Source organism: Microcoleus sp. bin38.metabat.b11b12b14.051 (genome assembly GCF_013299165.1).
Taxonomy (GTDB): Bacteria; Cyanobacteriota; Cyanobacteriia; order Cyanobacteriales; family Microcoleaceae; genus Microcoleus.
The window spans coordinates 31,243-49,597 of sequence record NZ_JAAFKD010000036.1 but is presented as its reverse complement, the minus strand read 5'-3'; the positions used below and the strand labels follow the sequence as shown (position 1 = coordinate 49,597).

Sequence of the window (18,355 nt, the reverse complement as noted above, 5' to 3'; positions counted from 1 at the left end):
AGGACTGAAGTCCTCACTACGAACCTCAAAACAAGTTTGTAGTGAGGACTTCAGTCCGCAAAAAAGATAGGACTGAAGTCCTCACTACGAACCTCAAAACAAGTTTGTAGTGAGGACTTCAGTCCGCAAAAAAAGATAGGACTGAAGTCCTCACTACGAACCTCAAAACAAGTTTGTAGTGAGGACTTCAGTCCGCAAAAAAGATAGGACTGAAGTCCTCACTACGAACCTCAAAACAAGTTTGTAGTGAGGACTTCAGTCCGCAAAAAAGATAGGACTGAAGTCCTCACTACGAACCTCAAAACAAGTTTGTAGTGAGGACTTCAGTCCGCAAAAAAAGATAGGACTGAAGTCCTCACTACGAACCTCAAAACAAGTTTGTAGTGAGGACTTCAGTCCGCAAAAAAAGATAGGACTGAAGTCCTCACTACGAACCTCAAAACTAAAAACCCGGTTTCTGGGGATAAACCGGGTTTTGTAACTGAAAATGGGCGCTTTGCATTCTTTAAAAAAGTTTATTGGTCGTAGCTGCCACCGACGCCGATTTGGGTATTGTAGATTTTGGCATTAGTAATGGTCATATTTTCCATTGATGCGCCGGATACGTCAGCGGTGTTGATGATGGCGGCGGTTAGATTTGCCCGATCGAGGTCTGCGTCATTTAAACTGGCATTAGTCAGGAAAACTGCGGTTAAGTTGGCACCCGTCAAGTTAGCGCCCGTCAAGTCAGCGCCTTCGAGGTTGGCGTGAGAGAGGTTTGCGCCTTGCAAATTTGCTTCTCTCAAATCTGCACCAATTAAATGAGCTTCGGCCAAATTCGCGGACGACAAGTCGCACTGAAAACATTGGCCTGTTGAGATTAACTGTTGGACGTGAGCGGGATTTGCCGCGCCCGCCGGGCCTGCCAACAGTAGGGGACTAATTAAAAGACTAGCGGTTAATAGATGACGTTTCATAATCCCTTTTCCTCAGCAAACTTGGTGTTTTAGTTCTTCTGTTTATATCTACAATCTTACCACGGTGGTTTTCGCAAGTTGCGATCGAATTCACAGACCTGCTGTGATATCGATTATCTCGGACAACGCACAGGTGGTTTCTCAAAGCTCGCAAAACTCTAGGTCGCAAAACTTAACACTACCGAACTGAATACAGTCTCTTTTGGTAGTAACCTCTTCTAGCTTAGCTCGGACAGCGAACATACGCGTCTTGCTGAAGATGGATATGATTAGCGATGCGATCGACATCCTATAAGTTAATTATCGGCAAAAAAGTTCCCCAAGAATAAATTATTTATAATAAAACTGTCACGGGACAGAAAATTTACCCCTAAAATCAATATATGGTTATAACTTTATAGGTAGAGCCACAGCCGTCACAGGCAAGCTTCCCTGCCTAAGTTCGGGGTACATTTTTAATAAAAAATTTTAATTACGTCTCAGCAGCGCTGTAAAAATCCAGGTACTGCTTTGAAAGCAGCACTTTTTTAGCAAGGTTGCAGAGTCAACGCGCGATCGCCAAAATGAATTAAATATGCTCAAACATGATTCTTCCCAGTATCTGCCGACTTTAGATCGAGTAATCGACCGCTGCCCCTTGACAGTTGCACCCACTACCCCGCTAGCAGACGTAATTATCCTCATGGGCCAACGGCGCGGCAGTTGCTCTCTCAACCCAGAGATGCTACCAACGGATATCTACCCGCAACTAACACAAATCGCCAATCCCCCCAGCTCAAGCACGTTCAGAGATGCGGCAGGTAGCTGCGTGTTGGTGGTGGAACAATCCCTCGAAACATCGTCCACACCCTCTGCTCAAAATTCTCAATTGCAAGGCATCTTCACTGAGAGGGATCTTGTCGATTTGATTGCATCGGGCAAAAAGTTAAAAAATGTCACCATCGCAGAAGTCATGAAGCAGCCTGCGGCAATTCTGACCAAAGGTGAAGAGCAAGACATTTTCAGCGCCCTAATTCTGCTGGATCAACAAAGAATTCACCACCTGCCAATATTGGATAATTCCGGCAAACTCCTAGGAGTAATAACCCCGGAAAGCATTCGCCAAGCAATGGTGCAACCGGCAAATATCTTGAAAATCCGCAGCGTGAAAGAAGTAATGACTTCTGAAGTTATTCAGGCGCCTGTCACAGCTTCGGTTATGAGTTTGGCTGAGTTGATGGCGCGACACCGCGTTAGCTGTGTGGTAATTACAGCATCAACAGCATCAACAGCATTATCGATGAATTTGCCGTTCCCAATTCCCGTAGGTATGGTCACAGAACGGGATATTGTGGAATTTCAAGCTTTAGATATAGATTTGTCGCAGACGATCGCCCAAACTGTGATGAGTACCCCCTTATTTAGTCTTAAGCCTGAAGACTCGCTGTGGGTAGCTCATCAGGAAATGCAGCAGCGTTTAGTCCGCAGGTTGGTAGTAACTGGAGAAGGCGGAGAACTGCTGGGAATTGTTACTCAAAGCACCTTGCTGCGCGTACTTGGCCCGATGGAAATGTCCGGGGCGATCGACATTTTACACGCCAGCATCGAAGAACAGACTAGCGAGTTGCAAAAGGCGATCGCATCCCTCAGCTTGACTAACAGCCGACTAGAAAGGGAAATCGCTACTCGCCACCAGGCAGAGGTGCGGCTGCAATTGCTAGAATCTGCCGTAGTTAACGCTAACGATGCGATCGTGATTATGGATGCGGGATACAGCAATATCTCCGATCCCACAATTATCTACGTCAACGAAGCTTTTACTCAAATGACCGGTTATCGCCCCGAAGAAATTATCGGTCAAACCCCCAGTTGTCTGCGGGGGCCCGACAGCGATGGCGCTCAAGTTGCCAAAATTCGGCGCGCTTTTTCTCGCCGAGAACCGCTGCGCTTGGAATTGATTAACTACCGCAAAGACGGTTCCACTTATTGGGTGGAACTCAACAGCGTACCTGTTGCTGATGAGTTGGGAAACGTTACTCACTGGGTGTCTGTGCAGCGCAATATTAGCGATCGCAAGCGCATGGAACAAGCATTTTTTGAGGAAAAAGAACTAGCTCAGGTTACTCTACAATCGATCGGCGATGCTGTCATCACTACTGGCAGCGACGGCTGCATTTCTACCCTCAATCCAGTTGCTGAAAAACTCACGGGTTGGTCTACCTGGGAAGCTAAAGGTTTGCCGCTGGCCAACGTGCTGAGAATAGTTGACGAAACTACCAGGATGCCGATCGAAAATATCGCCCAAATCGCTTTGTATGAAGGTCGGATTGTTGACCAAGGCTACAACAGTTTGCTGATTGCTCGCAGCAACCGCGAATTTGCGATCGACCACTCTGTCGCCCCCATCCACGCCTGCAACGGCGAAATTGTCGGGGCCGTCGTTGTGTTCCGAGATGTGACTCAAGTGCGAACTCAAGCGCGACAGCTTACTTGGCAGGCTACTCACGACCCCCTGACGCAATTGGTCAACCGCCGCGAATTTGAGTACCAGCTAGAACACGCCCTGCACAGCGCTCAAGGTTACGGGCAAGAACACGTGATGCTTTACCTGGATCTCGATCGCTTCAAAATAGTTAACGATACGAACGGTCACGTTGCCGGCGACGAACTGCTGCGCCAAGTCAGTCAGCTATTTAAAACCAATATCCGCAAAACGGATATTTTGGCGCGTCTGGGCGGCGATGAGTTTGCCGTACTCCTGTACAACTGTTCCCCCGAACACGGCTTAGAGGTGGCAGAATTGCTGCTGCACAGCATTCAGGGATTCCGGTTTGCGTGGCAGGATAAAACTTTTTCGATCGGCGTCAGCATCGGTTTGGTGGCAATTAACCCCAAAACAGCTTCAACATCTGCGGTGTTGAGCGCGGCCGATCTTGCTTGCTACGCTGCTAAAAATAAAGGCCGCAACCGGGTGCAGGTTTATCAAGCAGGCGATCGAGAATTAATCAAACAGCACGGCGAAACCCAATGGGTAGTGCAAATCAATCAAGCTTTAGAAGAGAATCGCTTTCGCTTGTACTCTCAGCCGATCGTACCTTTGTTCAACTCTCCCACCATCGGCACCCACTGCGAAATTCTCCTCCGCCTCCAGCTTGCAACGGGTCAGTTAGTGTCGCCGATGGCTTTTATTCCGGCCGCTGAACGCTACAACTTGATGCACACGATCGATCGCTGGGTAATTCGCACTTTATTTAGCAATTTATCTAAAATTTTAACGGCAAATCTCTTAGTCCAAAATCCCGCGGCCGAGAGCGAGAAAATTGTTACCTTACCTGCTGGCTCTTCCCCGTCTAATTCACAATCCTCATTTGCCAAACATCCCAGCCTTTATGCAATCAACCTTTCTGGGGACAGCCTCAACGAAGAAAAGTTGATCGAGTTTATTCAAGAGCAGTTTTCCATCCATCAAATCTCGCCGGAAATCATTTGTTTTGAAATTACAGAAACCGTGGCGATCGCCAATCTCAGTAAGGCAGCCAGCTTAATTTGGCAGCTCAAGGAACTCGGCTGCCAGTTTGCCTTGGACGACTTCGGCAGCGGGATGTCTTCTTTTGCTTACCTCAAAAGTTTGCCAGTTGACTATATCAAAATTGACGGAAATTTTATTAAAAATATTGCGGACAATCCTATTGATGTTGCCATGGTGGAAGCTATCACTAAAATTGCTCACGTTATGGGAATAAAGACTATAGCGGAGTATGTGGAAAGTCAAGCAGTTATGGATAAACTTAAGGATCTCGGGGTAGATTACGCTCAAGGTTATTTTTTGGGAAAGCCTGAATCTTGTAATTTCGGCTATCCTAGTTTAGAGGAAGTTTTGGGAAATTTTCCGGTTAATTCTTTAGCTTTTGAGGCCAAGCTGGCTTCTTGAAGAGGGAAGTTCGGCAACGGATTCTTTACGGATTTAACGGATTGTATTGTGTGGATATCTAACCATTCTCAGGTTCGTAGTAAGGAATGCAAGTCCTTCTTCTCCTTCTTCAAAGTATAGAAAGGACTCTCCGTCCGAACGATCAAACATATTTTATGTCGGATAATTGACCGGACACGATATTCCCCATTCCATTACCCATTACCTTCTACAGGGGACGCAGGAAATTAAGCAAGTGTTGAAGGTTTTGGGGGAGGATGCGACTTTGAGGAATTTGCTTGAGGGTAATGCGAGCGCTCTTTTTTACCGAACAGCAAAGCGGATAATTAAGGGCGATCGCTTTTCACAATTGTCTACTTACGCCATTTACAATCGCTGAAATAAATCCATCCGATAGCGTTTGTGATGACGGGCCAAATCTAGCATCAAAAACTTTTTGCGCGGGTCGCCAAGATGTTTTAAAGACGATGCAGAATTTTGGATAAAAGTATCGTGAACTGTCTCCCCATCCAGGATAAAATAATCCCCCGCTGTCAACCGATAATGAACCATTAAGAGATAACCCCCAGGAAGTAATCGATCGATAATTTTTTCTTTGGTTTTATGCAGGTCTTCGAGCGTCAAAAAAAAGCCAACTTCTGAAAATAAAATCAAATCGAAACTCTCAGTGGGGAACTGTTGGGGAATCTGCATATTCTCAAATCGTACTTGTGGGAGATCCCTACAGCGTTTTCTAGCTTCCACTAATGCTAATTCTGAATAATCTACTGAGAGCAATCTGTCACACTTTTTGGCTAGTTGCTCTGTCAGTACACCGATCGCACAGGCGATTTCAAAAGCATTTTTGAATTGAACTTTTGGCAAAGCTTTGATCGTTGCTCGGAATTTACTGATTTCATTAAACTGCGATGTATATCCCCACGGATCGGCAGAAGCGCTAAAAATTTCATCAAAAATGCTTGAAGGTACTGATTCCTGCTCTGAAGGTTTCATAGGTTTCATAGTAAATTTTTCTTGTTTAAACTACCTTTGGGAAAAATATATCAAAACAATCCGGGGTTTGTCAAGAGGATTTAAGAAATATAGTCTTTCTCAGGTATATGACCCTATGCTTGGGTTGAAAAGGTAATTGCTTCCCCCGCACCTGCTGTTAATTGAGAACCAAAGAAAGTCTCCGCGATTGCTTTCCGTGTCCCTCGCAAAAGCTAACGCTAGAGAGTTCTATGGGGACACCCTTAGCTAACCCAAGCTATGCAGCTATATCAGGTACTGATTTAGATTTTAGATTTGCGACTTCGGCGTGAGACTTCGGGCTGGGCGAGCGTGGAGCCGAAGAGAGGAGAACGATTAAAGAATTGGGAATTGAGGAATAGTTAATTAATTAATCAACACCTCATTTTTCTGAGAGCATCTATATTAAAGGCGGTTGAAACTGCAACCGCAGACGACCCATAGAGTTAGCCCGGGGCTTCCTGCTCCTATCAAAAGTGATATCAATTCCCCATTCCCCATTCCCCATTCCCCATTCCCCATTCCCGATTACACATTACCTTCTACAGTAGTTTCCACAGCTTCGATGTACTGACTGTCTAAGAGAAAAGCACCTTTTTCAAAGCGAATGCCCCAATAATTGCCGGGACGCCGATCGATCACAACACCCAGGGCCCCGATCGCAATTACATTCGCAGCCCGCAGCATCGGCATCGGTTCGGCAGTTTTCACGTATGGCGGCATCGCCACAACTCGGACTTTTTGACCGATGGTAAATTCTTTATCCATAGTTTTTATGTTTTTATTGGCGATCGTGGCACGGCTAGGTCAGCCCAGATTCATTGTGGCGCACTTTTGGCAGAATTCTCTTCTACCAGCCCAAAAATAGGTACAAACCCATGACTTAAGTCGGGGAGAGATTAAGAGTTGAGAACAACGTTCAACCTCCGAGATTAAATACGCACCAGCAAATCTCAAATCTAAAACCTCAAATCGACTGACAGCTTTGTGTCAAACTAAGAATTGATAAAAAATGGCTGATATGAAAGTAGGGGATAGTTGGTATGGCTACAAGTCGTCGCATTGAGCGCGTAGCTTCAATGATTAAACGGGAAGTCAGCCTGATGTTGCTGAATGGAATCAAGGACGATCGCGTAGGTGCGGGTATGGTTAGCGTTACCGACGTGATTGTTTCGGGAGACCTTCAACATACAAAGATTTTTGTCAGCATCTACGGTACTGATGAGGCGAAGGCCGAGACTATGGAAGGTTTGAAATCTGCGACTAGCTACGTCCGCAACCAGTTGGGGCAGCGGTTGCAACTACGCCGGACACCAGGAGTGGCATTTCTAGAAGATGGTTCCCTGGAACGGGGTGATAAAATGGTGATACTGCTGAATCAGCTTTCTGCCGATCGCAAACCAGGTATGTTTGATGACGAAGAATTGACGGGTGATGGCGAAAAATTGACCAATGATGATGATGATGAAGCAGACGAGGATTAATTAGCATCTGAAGGCAATCAACAGTCAACAGTCAACAGTCAACAGTCAACAGTCAACAATTTCAAATTACCCATGATTGACAATCTTTCCTTACCCGAACTGGTAGCCCAGATGTTCGTGGTGCGCGCTTCTGGCTACTTGTTCGACCACCAAATTCGTTATCGGACCTGGGAACCTACGGCCGACAAACTTCGCTATTATCTGGAAAAGTTGGGCGTCGGTGGAGTGATTTTGGTGGGGGGAAGTGCTGCGGAATTGGCGGTTCGATCGCACCAATTGCAGAATGCGGCAAAATTTCCGCTGCTGCTGGCTGCTGATATTGAAGAAGGTGTCGGCCAGCGGTTCGCGGGGGCGACTTGGTTCGGGCCGCCGATGGCTATTGCTGAAATTGCGCTGCACGATCCAGAAGCGGCCACTCGCTATGCTCAACAAATGGGCGCTGTGACGGCGATCGAAGCTAGGGCGATCGGTCTCAATTGGATTCTCGCACCGGTGGTGGATGTTAACAACAATCCTGACAATCCGGTGATTAACGTCCGCGCTTTTGGCGAGACACCGGAAATTGTCGGCAATTTGGCAAGTGCTTTTATTCGCGGCGCTCTCAAACATCCGGTTTTAACTACGGCTAAGCATTTTCCCGGCCATGGAGATACGGCGGTTGATTCTCACTTGGAATTGCCGGTTTTGCCGCATTCGCCCGATCGATTGGCTGCTGTTGAGTTGCCTCCTTTTGTTGAGGCGATCGCCGCTGGGGTCGATGCTGTGATGAGCGCCCACTTGCTGATTCCGGCTTGGGATGACCAGTTTCCCGCTACTCTTTCTCGCAAAATTTTGATTGGGAAGCTGCGACAAGAGTTGGGATTTGATGGTTTGATCGTAACTGATGCTTTGGTGATGGGTGCGATCGCCAATAAGTACGGTGCTAATGAAGCTGCTGTTTTGGCGGCTGAGGCTGGTGCTGATGTTTTGCTGATGCCGCTTGACCCCGAAGGGGCGATTTTTGCTGTCTGCGAAGCTGTGACTCAAGGGCGCATTTCTATGTCACAAATTAAGGAATCTGTCAAGCGAATTTGGAAAGCAAAAATTAAGGTAGGTTTGTCGATCGAGCAAACAGCGACAAATCCCAAATTCGAGCCACCTCAACCCGCCCTTAGCAAAGGGGTGAGTTGCAGCGATTTAATTTTGCTGGCAACCACAGAAGCAAGGGCAACGGCTGCCGATATTTTGCGAGATTCTTTAAAATTTGGTGGCAAGCTACCTTTAGTCGCGAAAAAGTCCCCTCAGAACCAGCTTTTGCGGAATTTGATTGTGGTGGACGATGTTTTGGGTTGCGAGTTTTTGGGGAAACACACTCCGGCGATCGCCATTCCCGATCAGTTGGGTTACGAATTGCAACTAATTGACGATCGCACGGGCGCTGTGAGTGATAATTCAAGCACCGAGCATTTTTCTGGGACACTGCTGCAAATTTTCATTCGCGGTAATTGCTTCCGAGGTAGTGCTGGCTTGACTCAAGCAGCTAAAGATTGGTTTAATAATTTATTAAGGACGCAAAAACTGCAAGCTGTGGTAATTTACGGAAGTCCCTACGTTTTAGAGCAATTCTTGCCACACTTGCCTCCAAGTATTCCTTATGTATTTTGTTTCGGACAGATGCCTGTGGCGCAATCTCTCGCTCTAGAGTTGCTGTTCGGAAGTGACAAAACAGGCAATGCTTAAGTAGCCCCACTCCTGAATTTTTTCTTGGCTGTGTCAGGAGTTAAATTGATTCACCCGGTTTTTGGAGAGAAACTTTGCCTTTCGCGGCAGAGTTTCTCTCCAAAAACCGGGAATCTAGCCCTGCAAAAAGTGATAAATTTAGCTTTTCAGCGGCTCAGTTTGTTATCCTGGATTATAACTGCGCCTTCACATCCAAAAACAGATGCGATCGCTTACCAATCATTGTGATAACTTTTTTAATATATCAGAAAAAAGTATCAGGGTATACAGAAAAAAAAATAACGAACATATTTGGAAGTTTCGACTATATTATTAACAGGGCCATAAATTTTTTTAAGTAAAACCTTGAGGGCGCATTATGATTCACTCAACTATCAAAATCCAATACTCTTTAGATGTCATCCAAGATGAAGCACGCCACCTCGTGCACGAAGGCGTACTGAGCCGGCAACAGCCTATCTACACGCTTTGTCAGTTCATCCCGCCCCGAGAATGGGCTTGCGTCGAAGGAGAACTGGAAAAATGCGACTTCTTGCTACGCGATCGCATCGCCGACTTGATCGGTACTGAAAACTGGGACAACGACTAAAGCTTGGTTCTCTTCAATAAGTCTCCAACTAAAATCTGACTGTGTTAAAAATGATTGATTCTTTAATCGCGGGAATTTTCAGCGCGCAAATTTTCCAATTCCGATCTCAGCGCTGCCATATGTGCAGTTAATTCTTGAATCTCTAGCTTTATGTCAGGCCGTACAACCGACTCGGGAGTTGTGTCAGTTGCTGTCTCCGATTGCTTTGCCGATCCGGATTCGCTGTTGGCATTCTCCCGATCGCCTGGTTGAGAGAAAATAGTATCGACAAAATTCCGAGCTTCTCGATCGGTCATTTCTCCTTTTTCGAGCAACTCATCCGCGAGTAGGCCGAAATCTGGCTGTCTGAGTTTATCCAGATTTTCTTCTCGCTTCTGAGCATCTTGCAATGTCTCAAGTAAAAAGGAAGTTGCACCTAAAGTTAGGTGAAATCCTGTTTGCAGCATTTGAGGCAGGTTGTCTGGATTCATCTGAAGAAATGCCGCTAGAACGTTTTTCGGAGTTTTTGGTTCGCCACTTAATCCATATGCGGCGGGCTTGCCGCTTTTCGAGCGCCGGTGCAAAGTTGTCCGTCGCGATCGCCCACTCAGGAAAAATACGCCTTTAGAGGGATGATTTTTTTTTCCAATACACTCATTGTATCATTACTGCGTAAATTAAGAAACGTCAAGTGTAAAGTTTTGTGACAAAGATTGAAACATCGTCACTAGAAGGAGCCGTCTATCAAGACACATGGCGGCGAGAAACCGGGTTTATACGAAAAATAGGCGTTGAGTTACGAGAAATCTAGGAAGAAACCAGGTTTCTGAGGAAGCAGCGGGCGATCGCAAACTATCTATTTGAGATTTGAGGTTGAATCCAATTTACGGATACAGCGCCTCGCCGGTGGATGGGTCAAAGATAAATAGTCGATCGAAGTCAAGCTGCACCGTCAGCCGATCGCCCGGATGCAAGCGAACACCCGCGGGTACTTGTAACTGTACAGTAGTTTCAGCGCTCAACGCAGGTAAACTCGCCCGAATTAAAATTTCTCGCCCCAAAGGTTCCACCACTTTTACCTCTATATCGAGAGGAACTTTTTCTAACGCCCAAAAATCTCTTTTAAAATCGTCATCTGCTGCTGTTTCTGGCGTGAAGATTTCTATATTTTCGGGACGAATTCCCAAATCAAATGCTTGTCCTTCTCTCGCCTGCAATCTTTTTTGAATCGAAGGCGGACAGCCTAAAGATTGACTTCCCACCTGAAAAGATTCGTTAGCATAAATTGCAGGTAAAATATTCATAGCGGGATTGCCTAAAAATGTGGCAACCATCCGGTTAGCAGGTTTAGCATAAATGCTTTGCGGGTCTCCGATTTGCTGAATCTTCCCCCCATTTAAGACTACAATCTTATCAGCTAAAGTCATCGCTTCCACTTGGTCGTGGGTGACATAAACCGTAGTAATTCCCAGTCGTTGATGAAGTTGTTTGAGTTCAGCCCTAGTGTCGTCTCGCAGTTGGGCGTCGAGATTGGAAAGCGGTTCGTCTAAGAGGAAAACTTTCGGTTCGCGGGCGATCGCCCTTCCGAGTGCTACGCGCTGCTGCTGTCCGCCTGATAGCTGTTTGGGCTTGCGATTGAGGAGATGGTCGATCGACAGCGATCGGGCTACAGTTTCGATTCGTGCTTGAATTTTTGTTGAGTCAACATTCCGCATCCGTAATCCAAAAGCCAAGTTTTCAGCCACAGTCATGTGCGGGTAAAGCGCATAATTTTGAAACACCATTGCGACATCCCGCTGTCTCGCCGGAATGTTGTTAACTAAATTATCTCCGATGTAAAGATTGCCAGAAGTTGCGGTTTCCAAACCTGCAATTGTCCGCATAATTGTAGACTTTCCGCAGCCGGATGGCCCGACTAATACCCAAAATTCCCCATCCGGGATTTTGAAACTGATGTTTTCAATCGCGGTGACATTTTGGTAGCGTCTGGTAATATTTTCTAAGCGAACATTTGCCATTTTTTGACTCTAATTAGTAATTGATAGTTAGTGCTTTTTACCTTCAGCCTTCAGCCTTCAGAAAACTGTTCTAATTCTAAAACTGTGCGGTCTAATTCTTCAACTAGGGGCGTTGATTCAGCTTGGCGGAATGCTTCTACTAGAGAACGATAGTACCAGAGAGAACCGTCTTTGCCGCCTTTGAAGCGTTCCCAAACGGAGTCACCCACTTGACGGGAATCTTTGAGGATCGATCGCACATTATAGAGTTTATCAGCCGCCGACACTAATCTGACCGAGTGGGAAGCTTGAGGAATGCGATCGATATAAGCTTGTTTGCGATCGCGCCAAGGAGGTTTCGGCGTCGCGTCGCTGTCGGTACAGCCGTCTACAATCGCTGTCACAGTATCGCCAAAGCGTTGGCGGATGGCTTCGCGGGTGGTGGCGCCGCCCTGATCTTCGATCGCATCATGAAGCAAAGCTGCGATCGTCTCATCTTCATTTGCCCCATATTCCAAAGCTATACTAGCAGTACCCAACAAATGAGCGATATAGGGAACGCCGGAACCTTTGCGGATTTGAGTTGCGTGCAATTGGGTGGCATAGGTGAGGGCTTCGGAAAAACGGTTTGAGAGTATCATTGTTAGTCTTGGACGCATGAGTGGTCAGAAACCGGGTTTTTTTACGAAAATACTTGGTTCAAGCCAGCATATTCGGTAAAAAACCCGGTTTCTTTAGCTTAATCCGTAAGTCTTGATTGTAATTGAGCGTCGATCAAGTAAAAGTATTGGTATGCGGTGCAAGTAACGGTAAACCATGACAGCAATAAATCTCGCCAATAAATTTGAGTACAAACCCCGATACAAACCGAATCAATTAATTTGCGGTACCAGGCAAACAGCGATTGTCAGCGGCTGGACGGTCAAAAGTGCGATCCTGCTTCAGGATTCAGTGTGCCAGTCAATGAACGGCTCATCTAAAAACTTAAATTGTTTTGCTAAATATTCATATTTTATTTAAATAATGATTTGTTAATCTCTCTATTCTGTTCCTCTGGGCCCAGAGAACCCTCTACGCCCAGAGAGCCTTTTGCGCTCTCTGCTCGCTCTGCGTTGCGGTTGATCCAGAAAAATCTTGGTAAATTTAGTAAAAATATCCTGAAATCTGTTAATGTGTTGTAGCAGTTTTTTTGATTTCTAGCCAACCATAAAAGTAATGAGTCAGCAGGCAACCCTATTCCAGTACACACCACTACACAAGCCAAACCAACTGATTTGCGGAACTGGTCAAACCGCTGTAGTGACTGGGTGGACTGTAAAGCAAACGATCGCCAAACACCTTCAGCCCCATGAGTTTGCTGTGATTGGACAGCTTTACAGTTCAACTCGTGGAATTAGCTTTCTGATTCGGAATCTTTTATTCAATCCCCATGTCCACTTTTTAGTAATCATGAACGCTACGAAAGAAGACCTCAATGCTGGTGGAGGTAAGTGCCTACTAGACTTCTTCCGTCACGGATTCACAGAAGGTACCAGTGATACCGGAAGAAGATGTTGGGTGATTCGGTCTCCCATTACTGGCTATATTGATATTGAAATTCCAGCTAGTGCCTTAGAAAAATTACGGCAATCTATCAAAGAACCAGTAGAAGCAAAATCCATTTCTGAAGCTGTAGCTTTTGTCAAATCTTACTCACAACAGAACATACTTGAACCTTGGGGTGATTACCCACCATTCCCTATATCTGAAATCGTTCCTACTATTCAACCTGGGCCGCGCTACGGTCATAGGATAGAAGGAACAACAATTGCAGAAACTTGGGTTAAAATTATTCATCGCATCAAGACGACAGGTACAATTCGACCGACTGGCTATGATGGCCAATGGCAAGAATTAATTGATTTAATAGCTGTGGTGAAAAATGAGCCACTAGGTTTTTATTTCCCGGAACCAAATTATCTGCCCATTGACCGTCCTTTTGTTCAAGAATACATTACACAAATATTAGATGATTCAGTGAAACGAGAAGGTGTTAAATACACTTATGGGCAGCGTCTTCGTTCTTGGTTTGGTGGACGCGACCAGATTGAACAAGTTATTAATAAATTAATAGGTGAGATTGACGCTGCTAGTGCAGTTATGTCGCTGTGGGATGTAGCCGATCACGATTCAGGTGGTAGTCCATGCCTTAACCATATCTGGCTAAGAGTTGTGGATAACGAACTGTCAATGACTGCTACTTTCCGCAGTAACGATATGTTTAGCGCTTGGCCCGCTAACGCTATAGGATTGCGAAAATTGCAAGAACATATTCGAGACGCGATCGCTCAGCGATCGGAGTACGATCTAAAGATGGGTCCACTGATTACCATTAGTCAGAGTGCCCATATCTACGATGATACTTTCGATTCAGTTGACCGGATTATCAACCAGCACTACCAAAAAATTGTTGATACAGAACGTAGGCGTTGTTTTGATCCAACTTATTCTGATTGCGATCCAGTCGGAAACTTCTTAATTAAAGTGGAGGATAAAGCAATAGTTGTTTCCCAAACAACTCCTGGCAGTGGCGAGATTACCAAGCATTATAGTGGCAGAGATCCTCTCAAGCTATTACGAGAAATTTGTGCTAATTCTCCGGCAATACAGCCCGAACATTCAGGTTACTTAGGGCTAGAAATCCAGAAGGCTTTTGGCTGCATTGCAACTGGCAAAAAATATATTCAGGATCAATAAATCTAAGCGTCGTAAAGTTAAAGCATAGGAAATAGTTTATGTCGGTTCTAAGCGAGTGGGATATTATCAACGAGCTAGGTAGAGGTATATTGATTTATCCTTTCTACGAGAGAAGAAAGAGCATCAGAGGTTGCTGTTTATGCCTCAGGGCAAGTGAATATGCTTATACATTTAACATAGCTGAACCGACTCAAGAGCCACAAGACTTGCTTTTTACAGATCAGGATAATAATAAATTTATTAAAATTCCGAGCCGAAAAACTGCTATAATATGGACTGAGGAATCAGTATTTCTGGGTAATTATTTATGTGGCTCTCTTCATTCAACAGTAAAGCTAGTATCACAAGGCCTTGGACATATTGGAACAAGAGTTAATCCTAATTATGGAGGTGTTATGGCTATAGCTCTCCATAATTTATCAGACAATGAGATACAGATTCAAGTAGGTGAGACTATTGCATATTTAAGAATTCATAGGTTGAGTTCAAAATCTTCTTTTCCGTCGCAGTCTAGGGAGTCTCCTGGCAAGGTTAATGATGCTATTCCTGAAGGATGTCGAAGACCGAAAAAACTTAGTGACTGGTTGTTCAACGATGATCCACAAAATCGTTGGCGACAAGGACACCCTGAGGATATTAGGAAAATGTTAGAGGCATCACCAGAATATCAAACAGCCAAGGATGAGCTTAAACAAAAATCTATCGGCTACCGTTTAGTTGGTAAGCATTGGCCACAGTGGGAGCCGATGGTTTGGACTGGGATTATCGGGGCATTAGCAGCAATTGTGGCAGGTATTCCAGGATGGATAGCATTTGTGAGATCTTCTTCGCCACCTTCTTTTGATCCAACACCAATCATCACACCAAAGACACAAATAGCACCCACTCCTAAAGCAACCTCGGTTCCAAAATAATACTGTTGAGAAAGCGTAAAAATCAATGAACAAAGTATATATATCTGGTGCTTTAACAGGAATTGAGAAACCAGCAGAAGTCAAGAGTTTCTATGAAGCCATTGGTTTGCTTTGCCAGGAAATAGGTTTTCAAGCTTATGTTCCGCATATGTATACCGATCCTATCAATAACCCTGATGTTAGTCCTAGCCAAGTATTTGAAAGAGACAAGCATCAGGTAAGTACATCAGATTTAGTTATTGCTTATCTTGGTTCCTTCTCTTTTGGTGTGGGAATGGAGCTAGCTTATGCTGAAACGAATAACATTCCTATTGTGATTATTTATGAAAAAGATAAAGTTATATCAAGATTTCCACTTGGTATCCCTACACTAATTGCTGAAGTTCAATTCCAGACTTATGAAGATGCTTTGAACCAACTCAAAAACGTTTTGGAACAGAAAAAAATACAGCAGCTTATGAAGAAAACTTATCAAAGACCAAATTGGGACGAATACTTTTTAATGTTGGCAAAATTGGCCGCGACTCGATCGACTTGTCTGGCTTTTCCCGTCGGCGCGGTAATCGCTAAAAACAGGCAAGTTTTAGCTACGGGTTACAACGGTTCCCCCTCAGGTACGGTACACTGCACGGCTCAAGGCTTCTGCTATCCGGGTTTGAGCAGTTGCGACGCTAGCAAAACTTTGCCGTCGCGGGCGGTTCACGCTGAAGCAAATGCGATCGCCACTGCTGCCAAACACGGGATATCTACGGCTGGGGCTAGTATTTACGTGACTTTAGAACCCTGCATTTATTGTTTGAAATTAATTATTTCCGCCGGCATTCGCGAAGTATTTTACGAAACTGTTTTTAACAGCGGAGAAAAAGCTGAGTTGAGAGATTCTTTTATTGCCGATGGTATTGTTGAATTCAAACAAATTAAGCTATCTGAAAGTACAGCAAAAAGATCGGCTTCATTTCTGCTGAATGCTACATCTGTGCCTAAAGACGATCGACCATTCGGTTCGTAGTGAGGACTTTAGTCCGCATCCAATCAGGACTAAAGTCCTCACTACTAACCTGTGAGGACTTTAGTCCGCATCCAATCAGGACTAAAGTCCTCACTACTAACCAGATCAATCAAACTCATTGACAGCTTGCAAATAGTCGATCGCCGCATCTATCCTCGAACTATACTTAAAAGCAAACTGATCGAACCAATATCTCTCATCGGAATTTTTATCTAAATTTTTCAGCCAAACCTGAGCTTGCCTAACTTTTTGCCTGTGCGTTTGCACGTCTAACTCTGACGGCACAATTTTTTCTGGGGGTTTCGGTGTTAGTGCAGTCACTTCCTGAGATTTATTTTCTGCTTCGTGCAGAGGCTGAAGCGGTTCCTGTGCAGCCACTTCCCGAGCTTTATTTTGTGCTGCGTATTCAGCCTTAATTTCAGCTAAATCTTTGTCAAGATTACCAGGATACTTAATATCTGCTGTTTTAAATGTTTGATTTGACGGTGCTGCTGCTGGTTGGGAAAGCGGTTGTGCTTCCACTGGCGGCTGACTTGGCACGTCGCGATTTTTTTGAGATGCTTGATATTCTGCCCTAAGTTCAGCTAACAAGCGATCGATCGATTCCATGACTTAAAACCCCCTTTAAAAAATCCTGCCCAGGAACCAGGCACAAATATAATCTCGCAAACAACGCACAGCCTCCTCAATCAGTTATTGCATTCAGCAATACTTCCGTCAGGGTCATTCCTTCGATATCATCCATCGTCACTGTATCAACGATATCGAATTTAGCCCCAGCGCTTTGCAGTTCGTCATCCAATATCTTGAGAAACTTAGTCGCTTCCGGGGCATTCCCTACCTGAATGAAGGAAATCGCCAGCTCTTCATCTCGATCGAGCTTCCGCGATGCCTCTATAATCGTTTTCATCACTTCTTTGCGATCGTCCGGTTCGCCGTCCGTCACCACTAATATGGTTTCGCCATTTGGCTTGGTCTTACCGGATGCTTTGCGCTGAAAATAATTGTTGAGAGAATCTAGCAGCACCGCAGCCAAATTTGTAGTCCCGGAAGGTTCGTTTTCTTGGAAGATTTGCACTACTTTAGCTGATGTTACATTCTCGTAGCGTTTGAAGCGACCAGAAAAAACGTAAACTGTGATGCCGTCTGGGTCAAGTTCTTCGCATTTATTCGCCAGTGCGACAGTCGATTCTTGCATCAGCGCCCACCGACTTTTTCCCCCCATCTGGTCTTTGGTGTACATACTGCCGCTTTTGTCAATGATGATTGTGTAATCGCGGTTCTGAAGCATACTATTTTTCCTGTTAATTAAGAAGTTTTTCCCAAAAAGAGCAAAACCAGCGAGCCGAAGCGGTTGAGCTTGATGTTGCTCGCTGCGTTTTTTAGTTGATTTGCGATCGCAAATACCCGAATTTAAGCTGCAACTAAAGCGTTTTTAAGTGGCTTCCAGCTAAAAGCTCGATCGCCCCCCATCTCTACTGCTATTTTAACTCGCGGCTCTAGCGTCGGCAAAACAGTCAAATACTCAACTTCCTGACTCGACAAAACCTGCCCTTCAATAATCCAAAGCACCAGTCCTTTTGATTTCGGCGGCAAATTATCTAATTGAGTTTGCAACATCGGAGGTACGTAGTAGGTGTAACCCACAGCCCCTTCATTGCCAGTAGTTTTCTTGCCCAAATGTGGCGGCCGCACCCCGTGAACTCCGGTCAAATACATCGCCAAATCGCCCAAACCCCGCGCCGTAATTGTGTACGCACCGTAGCCGGCAGCCCGCAGCCGTCGCAGGTAACGGCCCTCAAATCCTCCCTCTAAAGGAACGTACAGGGCTAGCGACCCCGACTTTTCCAAATCCCGAATCATATCCGCACCAGTTGTAATCAGTCCCATAAATTTGTCTAGCCTGCTGTTTTAAATTTGGTCGATCGCCCGTTGCGAGCTTAAAGTATTATAAATGCTAAAGCTGAGGCGACAAAGTTATCAAATAGGCCTTGACAAATAGCAAACACTTCATGTACTATTGTGAACTGGCGCTGTCAAAGGATACTGAG

16 protein-coding genes are annotated in these 18,355 nt (G+C 45.2%); 7 read left to right on the top strand and 9 right to left on the bottom strand.

Annotated elements, in window-relative coordinates; translation table 11 throughout:
* Positions 1 to 515: 515 nt before the first annotated feature.
* Positions 516 to 956: a pentapeptide repeat-containing protein gene (locus QZW47_RS26290; protein ID WP_293133951.1), complete on the bottom strand. Its 441-nt coding sequence runs from the start codon at positions 954 to 956 to the stop codon at positions 516 to 518.
* A 574-nt stretch (positions 957 to 1,530) separates the two neighbouring features.
* Here QZW47_RS26290 and QZW47_RS26285 point away from each other — a divergent pair.
* Positions 1,531 to 4,866 carry an EAL domain-containing protein gene (locus tag QZW47_RS26285; RefSeq protein WP_293133948.1) on the top strand — a complete coding sequence of 1,112 codons (3,336 nt, stop codon included), beginning with the start codon at positions 1,531 to 1,533 and terminating at the stop codon, positions 4,864 to 4,866.
* Positions 4,867 to 5,232: 366 nt separating this feature from the next.
* Here the strand turns inward: QZW47_RS26285 and QZW47_RS26280 are convergent, their stop codons facing one another.
* Positions 5,233 to 5,868 (bottom strand): class I SAM-dependent methyltransferase, encoded by a 636-nt coding sequence (locus QZW47_RS26280; protein ID WP_293133945.1) that lies wholly within the window; start codon positions 5,866 to 5,868, stop codon positions 5,233 to 5,235.
* Between the two features lie 537 nt (positions 5,869 to 6,405).
* Positions 6,406 to 6,645 carry a regulatory protein SipA gene (gene sipA / locus QZW47_RS26275; RefSeq protein ID WP_293133942.1) on the bottom strand — a complete coding sequence of 80 codons (240 nt, stop codon included), beginning with the start codon at positions 6,643 to 6,645 and terminating at the stop codon, positions 6,406 to 6,408.
* A 275-nt stretch (positions 6,646 to 6,920) separates the two neighbouring features.
* Between sipA and rbfA the strand changes: the two genes are divergently transcribed.
* The 3 genes from rbfA (at position 6,921) to QZW47_RS26260 (ending at position 9,669) form a co-directional block, all read left to right on the top strand.
* Complete coding sequence (rbfA, locus tag QZW47_RS26270; protein WP_293133939.1) at positions 6,921 to 7,361, top strand: 30S ribosome-binding factor RbfA; 441 nt, start codon at positions 6,921 to 6,923, stop codon at positions 7,359 to 7,361.
* Positions 7,362 to 7,433: 72 nt separating this feature from the next.
* Complete coding sequence (locus QZW47_RS26265) at positions 7,434 to 9,080, top strand: glycoside hydrolase family 3 N-terminal domain-containing protein (protein ID WP_293133936.1); 1,647 nt, start codon at positions 7,434 to 7,436, stop codon at positions 9,078 to 9,080.
* Between the two features lie 358 nt (positions 9,081 to 9,438).
* On the top strand, positions 9,439 to 9,669 hold the full coding sequence (locus QZW47_RS26260) for a DUF4327 family protein (protein ID WP_293133933.1): 231 nt from the start codon (positions 9,439 to 9,441) through the stop codon (positions 9,667 to 9,669).
* A 62-nt stretch (positions 9,670 to 9,731) separates the two neighbouring features.
* Here the strand turns inward: QZW47_RS26260 and QZW47_RS26255 are convergent, their stop codons facing one another.
* From QZW47_RS26255 to QZW47_RS26245, 3 genes are all read right to left on the bottom strand, one after another.
* Positions 9,732 to 10,139 carry a hypothetical protein gene (locus QZW47_RS26255; RefSeq protein ID WP_293133930.1) on the bottom strand — a complete coding sequence of 136 codons (408 nt, stop codon included), beginning with the start codon at positions 10,137 to 10,139 and terminating at the stop codon, positions 9,732 to 9,734.
* Between the two features lie 393 nt (positions 10,140 to 10,532).
* Complete coding sequence (locus QZW47_RS26250) at positions 10,533 to 11,666, bottom strand: ABC transporter ATP-binding protein (protein WP_293133928.1); 1,134 nt, start codon at positions 11,664 to 11,666, stop codon at positions 10,533 to 10,535.
* Positions 11,667 to 11,716: 50 nt separating this feature from the next.
* Complete coding sequence (locus QZW47_RS26245; RefSeq protein WP_293133926.1) at positions 11,717 to 12,286, bottom strand: HD domain-containing protein; 570 nt, start codon at positions 12,284 to 12,286, stop codon at positions 11,717 to 11,719.
* 574 nt (positions 12,287 to 12,860) lie between these two features.
* On the opposite strand from QZW47_RS26245, the gene QZW47_RS26240 reads away from it, so the two are divergent.
* The 3 genes from QZW47_RS26240 to QZW47_RS26230 all read left to right on the top strand — a co-directional run bounded on the left by QZW47_RS26240 (position 12,861) and on the right by QZW47_RS26230 (position 16,304).
* A complete protein-coding gene (locus QZW47_RS26240; protein ID WP_293133924.1) occupies positions 12,861 to 14,381 on the top strand; it encodes a thymidylate synthase in 1,521 nt (506 codons plus the stop codon).
* A 38-nt stretch (positions 14,382 to 14,419) separates the two neighbouring features.
* Complete coding sequence (locus tag QZW47_RS26235) at positions 14,420 to 15,295, top strand: hypothetical protein (RefSeq protein ID WP_293133922.1); 876 nt, start codon at positions 14,420 to 14,422, stop codon at positions 15,293 to 15,295.
* Between the two features lie 457 nt (positions 15,296 to 15,752).
* A complete protein-coding gene (locus QZW47_RS26230; protein WP_293133989.1) occupies positions 15,753 to 16,304 on the top strand; it encodes a dCMP deaminase family protein in 552 nt (183 codons plus the stop codon).
* A 105-nt stretch (positions 16,305 to 16,409) separates the two neighbouring features.
* Here QZW47_RS26230 and QZW47_RS26225 read toward each other — a convergent pair whose 3' ends face one another.
* From QZW47_RS26225 to QZW47_RS26215, 3 genes are all read right to left on the bottom strand, one after another.
* Positions 16,410 to 16,913, bottom strand: a complete 504-nt coding sequence (locus QZW47_RS26225; RefSeq protein ID WP_293133920.1) for a hypothetical protein — start codon at positions 16,911 to 16,913, stop codon at positions 16,410 to 16,412.
* A gap of 76 nt (positions 16,914 to 16,989) precedes the next feature.
* Entirely contained in the window at positions 16,990 to 17,595 is a 606-nt protein-coding gene (locus QZW47_RS26220; RefSeq protein ID WP_293133918.1) for a VWA domain-containing protein, read from the bottom strand.
* Between the two features lie 122 nt (positions 17,596 to 17,717).
* A complete protein-coding gene (locus QZW47_RS26215) occupies positions 17,718 to 18,194 on the bottom strand; it encodes an NAD(P)H-quinone oxidoreductase subunit N (RefSeq protein ID WP_293133916.1) in 477 nt (158 codons plus the stop codon).
* Positions 18,195 to 18,355: the final 161 nt, after the last annotated feature.

Excerpts from the sequence above, each read along its gene's own strand:
- QZW47_RS26290 (WP_293133951.1), bottom strand. The coding sequence starts at position 956 with ATGAAACGTCATCTATTAACCGCTAGTCTTTTAATTAGTCCCCTACTG.
- QZW47_RS26285 (WP_293133948.1), top strand. The coding sequence starts at position 1,531 with ATGCTCAAACATGATTCTTCCCAGTATCTGCCGACTTTAGATCGAGTA.
- QZW47_RS26280 (WP_293133945.1), bottom strand. The coding sequence starts at position 5,868 with ATGAAACCTATGAAACCTTCAGAGCAGGAATCAGTACCTTCAAGCATT.
- sipA (WP_293133942.1), bottom strand. The coding sequence starts at position 6,645 with ATGGATAAAGAATTTACCATCGGTCAAAAAGTCCGAGTTGTGGCGATG.
- rbfA (WP_293133939.1), top strand. The coding sequence starts at position 6,921 with ATGGCTACAAGTCGTCGCATTGAGCGCGTAGCTTCAATGATTAAACGG.
- QZW47_RS26265 (WP_293133936.1), top strand. The coding sequence starts at position 7,434 with ATGATTGACAATCTTTCCTTACCCGAACTGGTAGCCCAGATGTTCGTG.
- QZW47_RS26260 (WP_293133933.1), top strand. The coding sequence starts at position 9,439 with ATGATTCACTCAACTATCAAAATCCAATACTCTTTAGATGTCATCCAA.
- QZW47_RS26255 (WP_293133930.1), bottom strand. The coding sequence starts at position 10,139 with ATGAATCCAGACAACCTGCCTCAAATGCTGCAAACAGGATTTCACCTA.
- QZW47_RS26250 (WP_293133928.1), bottom strand. The coding sequence starts at position 11,666 with ATGGCAAATGTTCGCTTAGAAAATATTACCAGACGCTACCAAAATGTC.
- QZW47_RS26245 (WP_293133926.1), bottom strand. The coding sequence starts at position 12,286 with ATGATACTCTCAAACCGTTTTTCCGAAGCCCTCACCTATGCCACCCAA.
- QZW47_RS26240 (WP_293133924.1), top strand. The coding sequence starts at position 12,861 with ATGAGTCAGCAGGCAACCCTATTCCAGTACACACCACTACACAAGCCA.
- QZW47_RS26235 (WP_293133922.1), top strand. The coding sequence starts at position 14,420 with ATGTCGGTTCTAAGCGAGTGGGATATTATCAACGAGCTAGGTAGAGGT.
- QZW47_RS26230 (WP_293133989.1), top strand. The coding sequence starts at position 15,753 with ATGAAGAAAACTTATCAAAGACCAAATTGGGACGAATACTTTTTAATG.
- QZW47_RS26225 (WP_293133920.1), bottom strand. The coding sequence starts at position 16,913 with ATGGAATCGATCGATCGCTTGTTAGCTGAACTTAGGGCAGAATATCAA.
- QZW47_RS26220 (WP_293133918.1), bottom strand. The coding sequence starts at position 17,595 with ATGCTTCAGAACCGCGATTACACAATCATCATTGACAAAAGCGGCAGT.
- QZW47_RS26215 (WP_293133916.1), bottom strand. The coding sequence starts at position 18,194 with ATGGGACTGATTACAACTGGTGCGGATATGATTCGGGATTTGGAAAAG.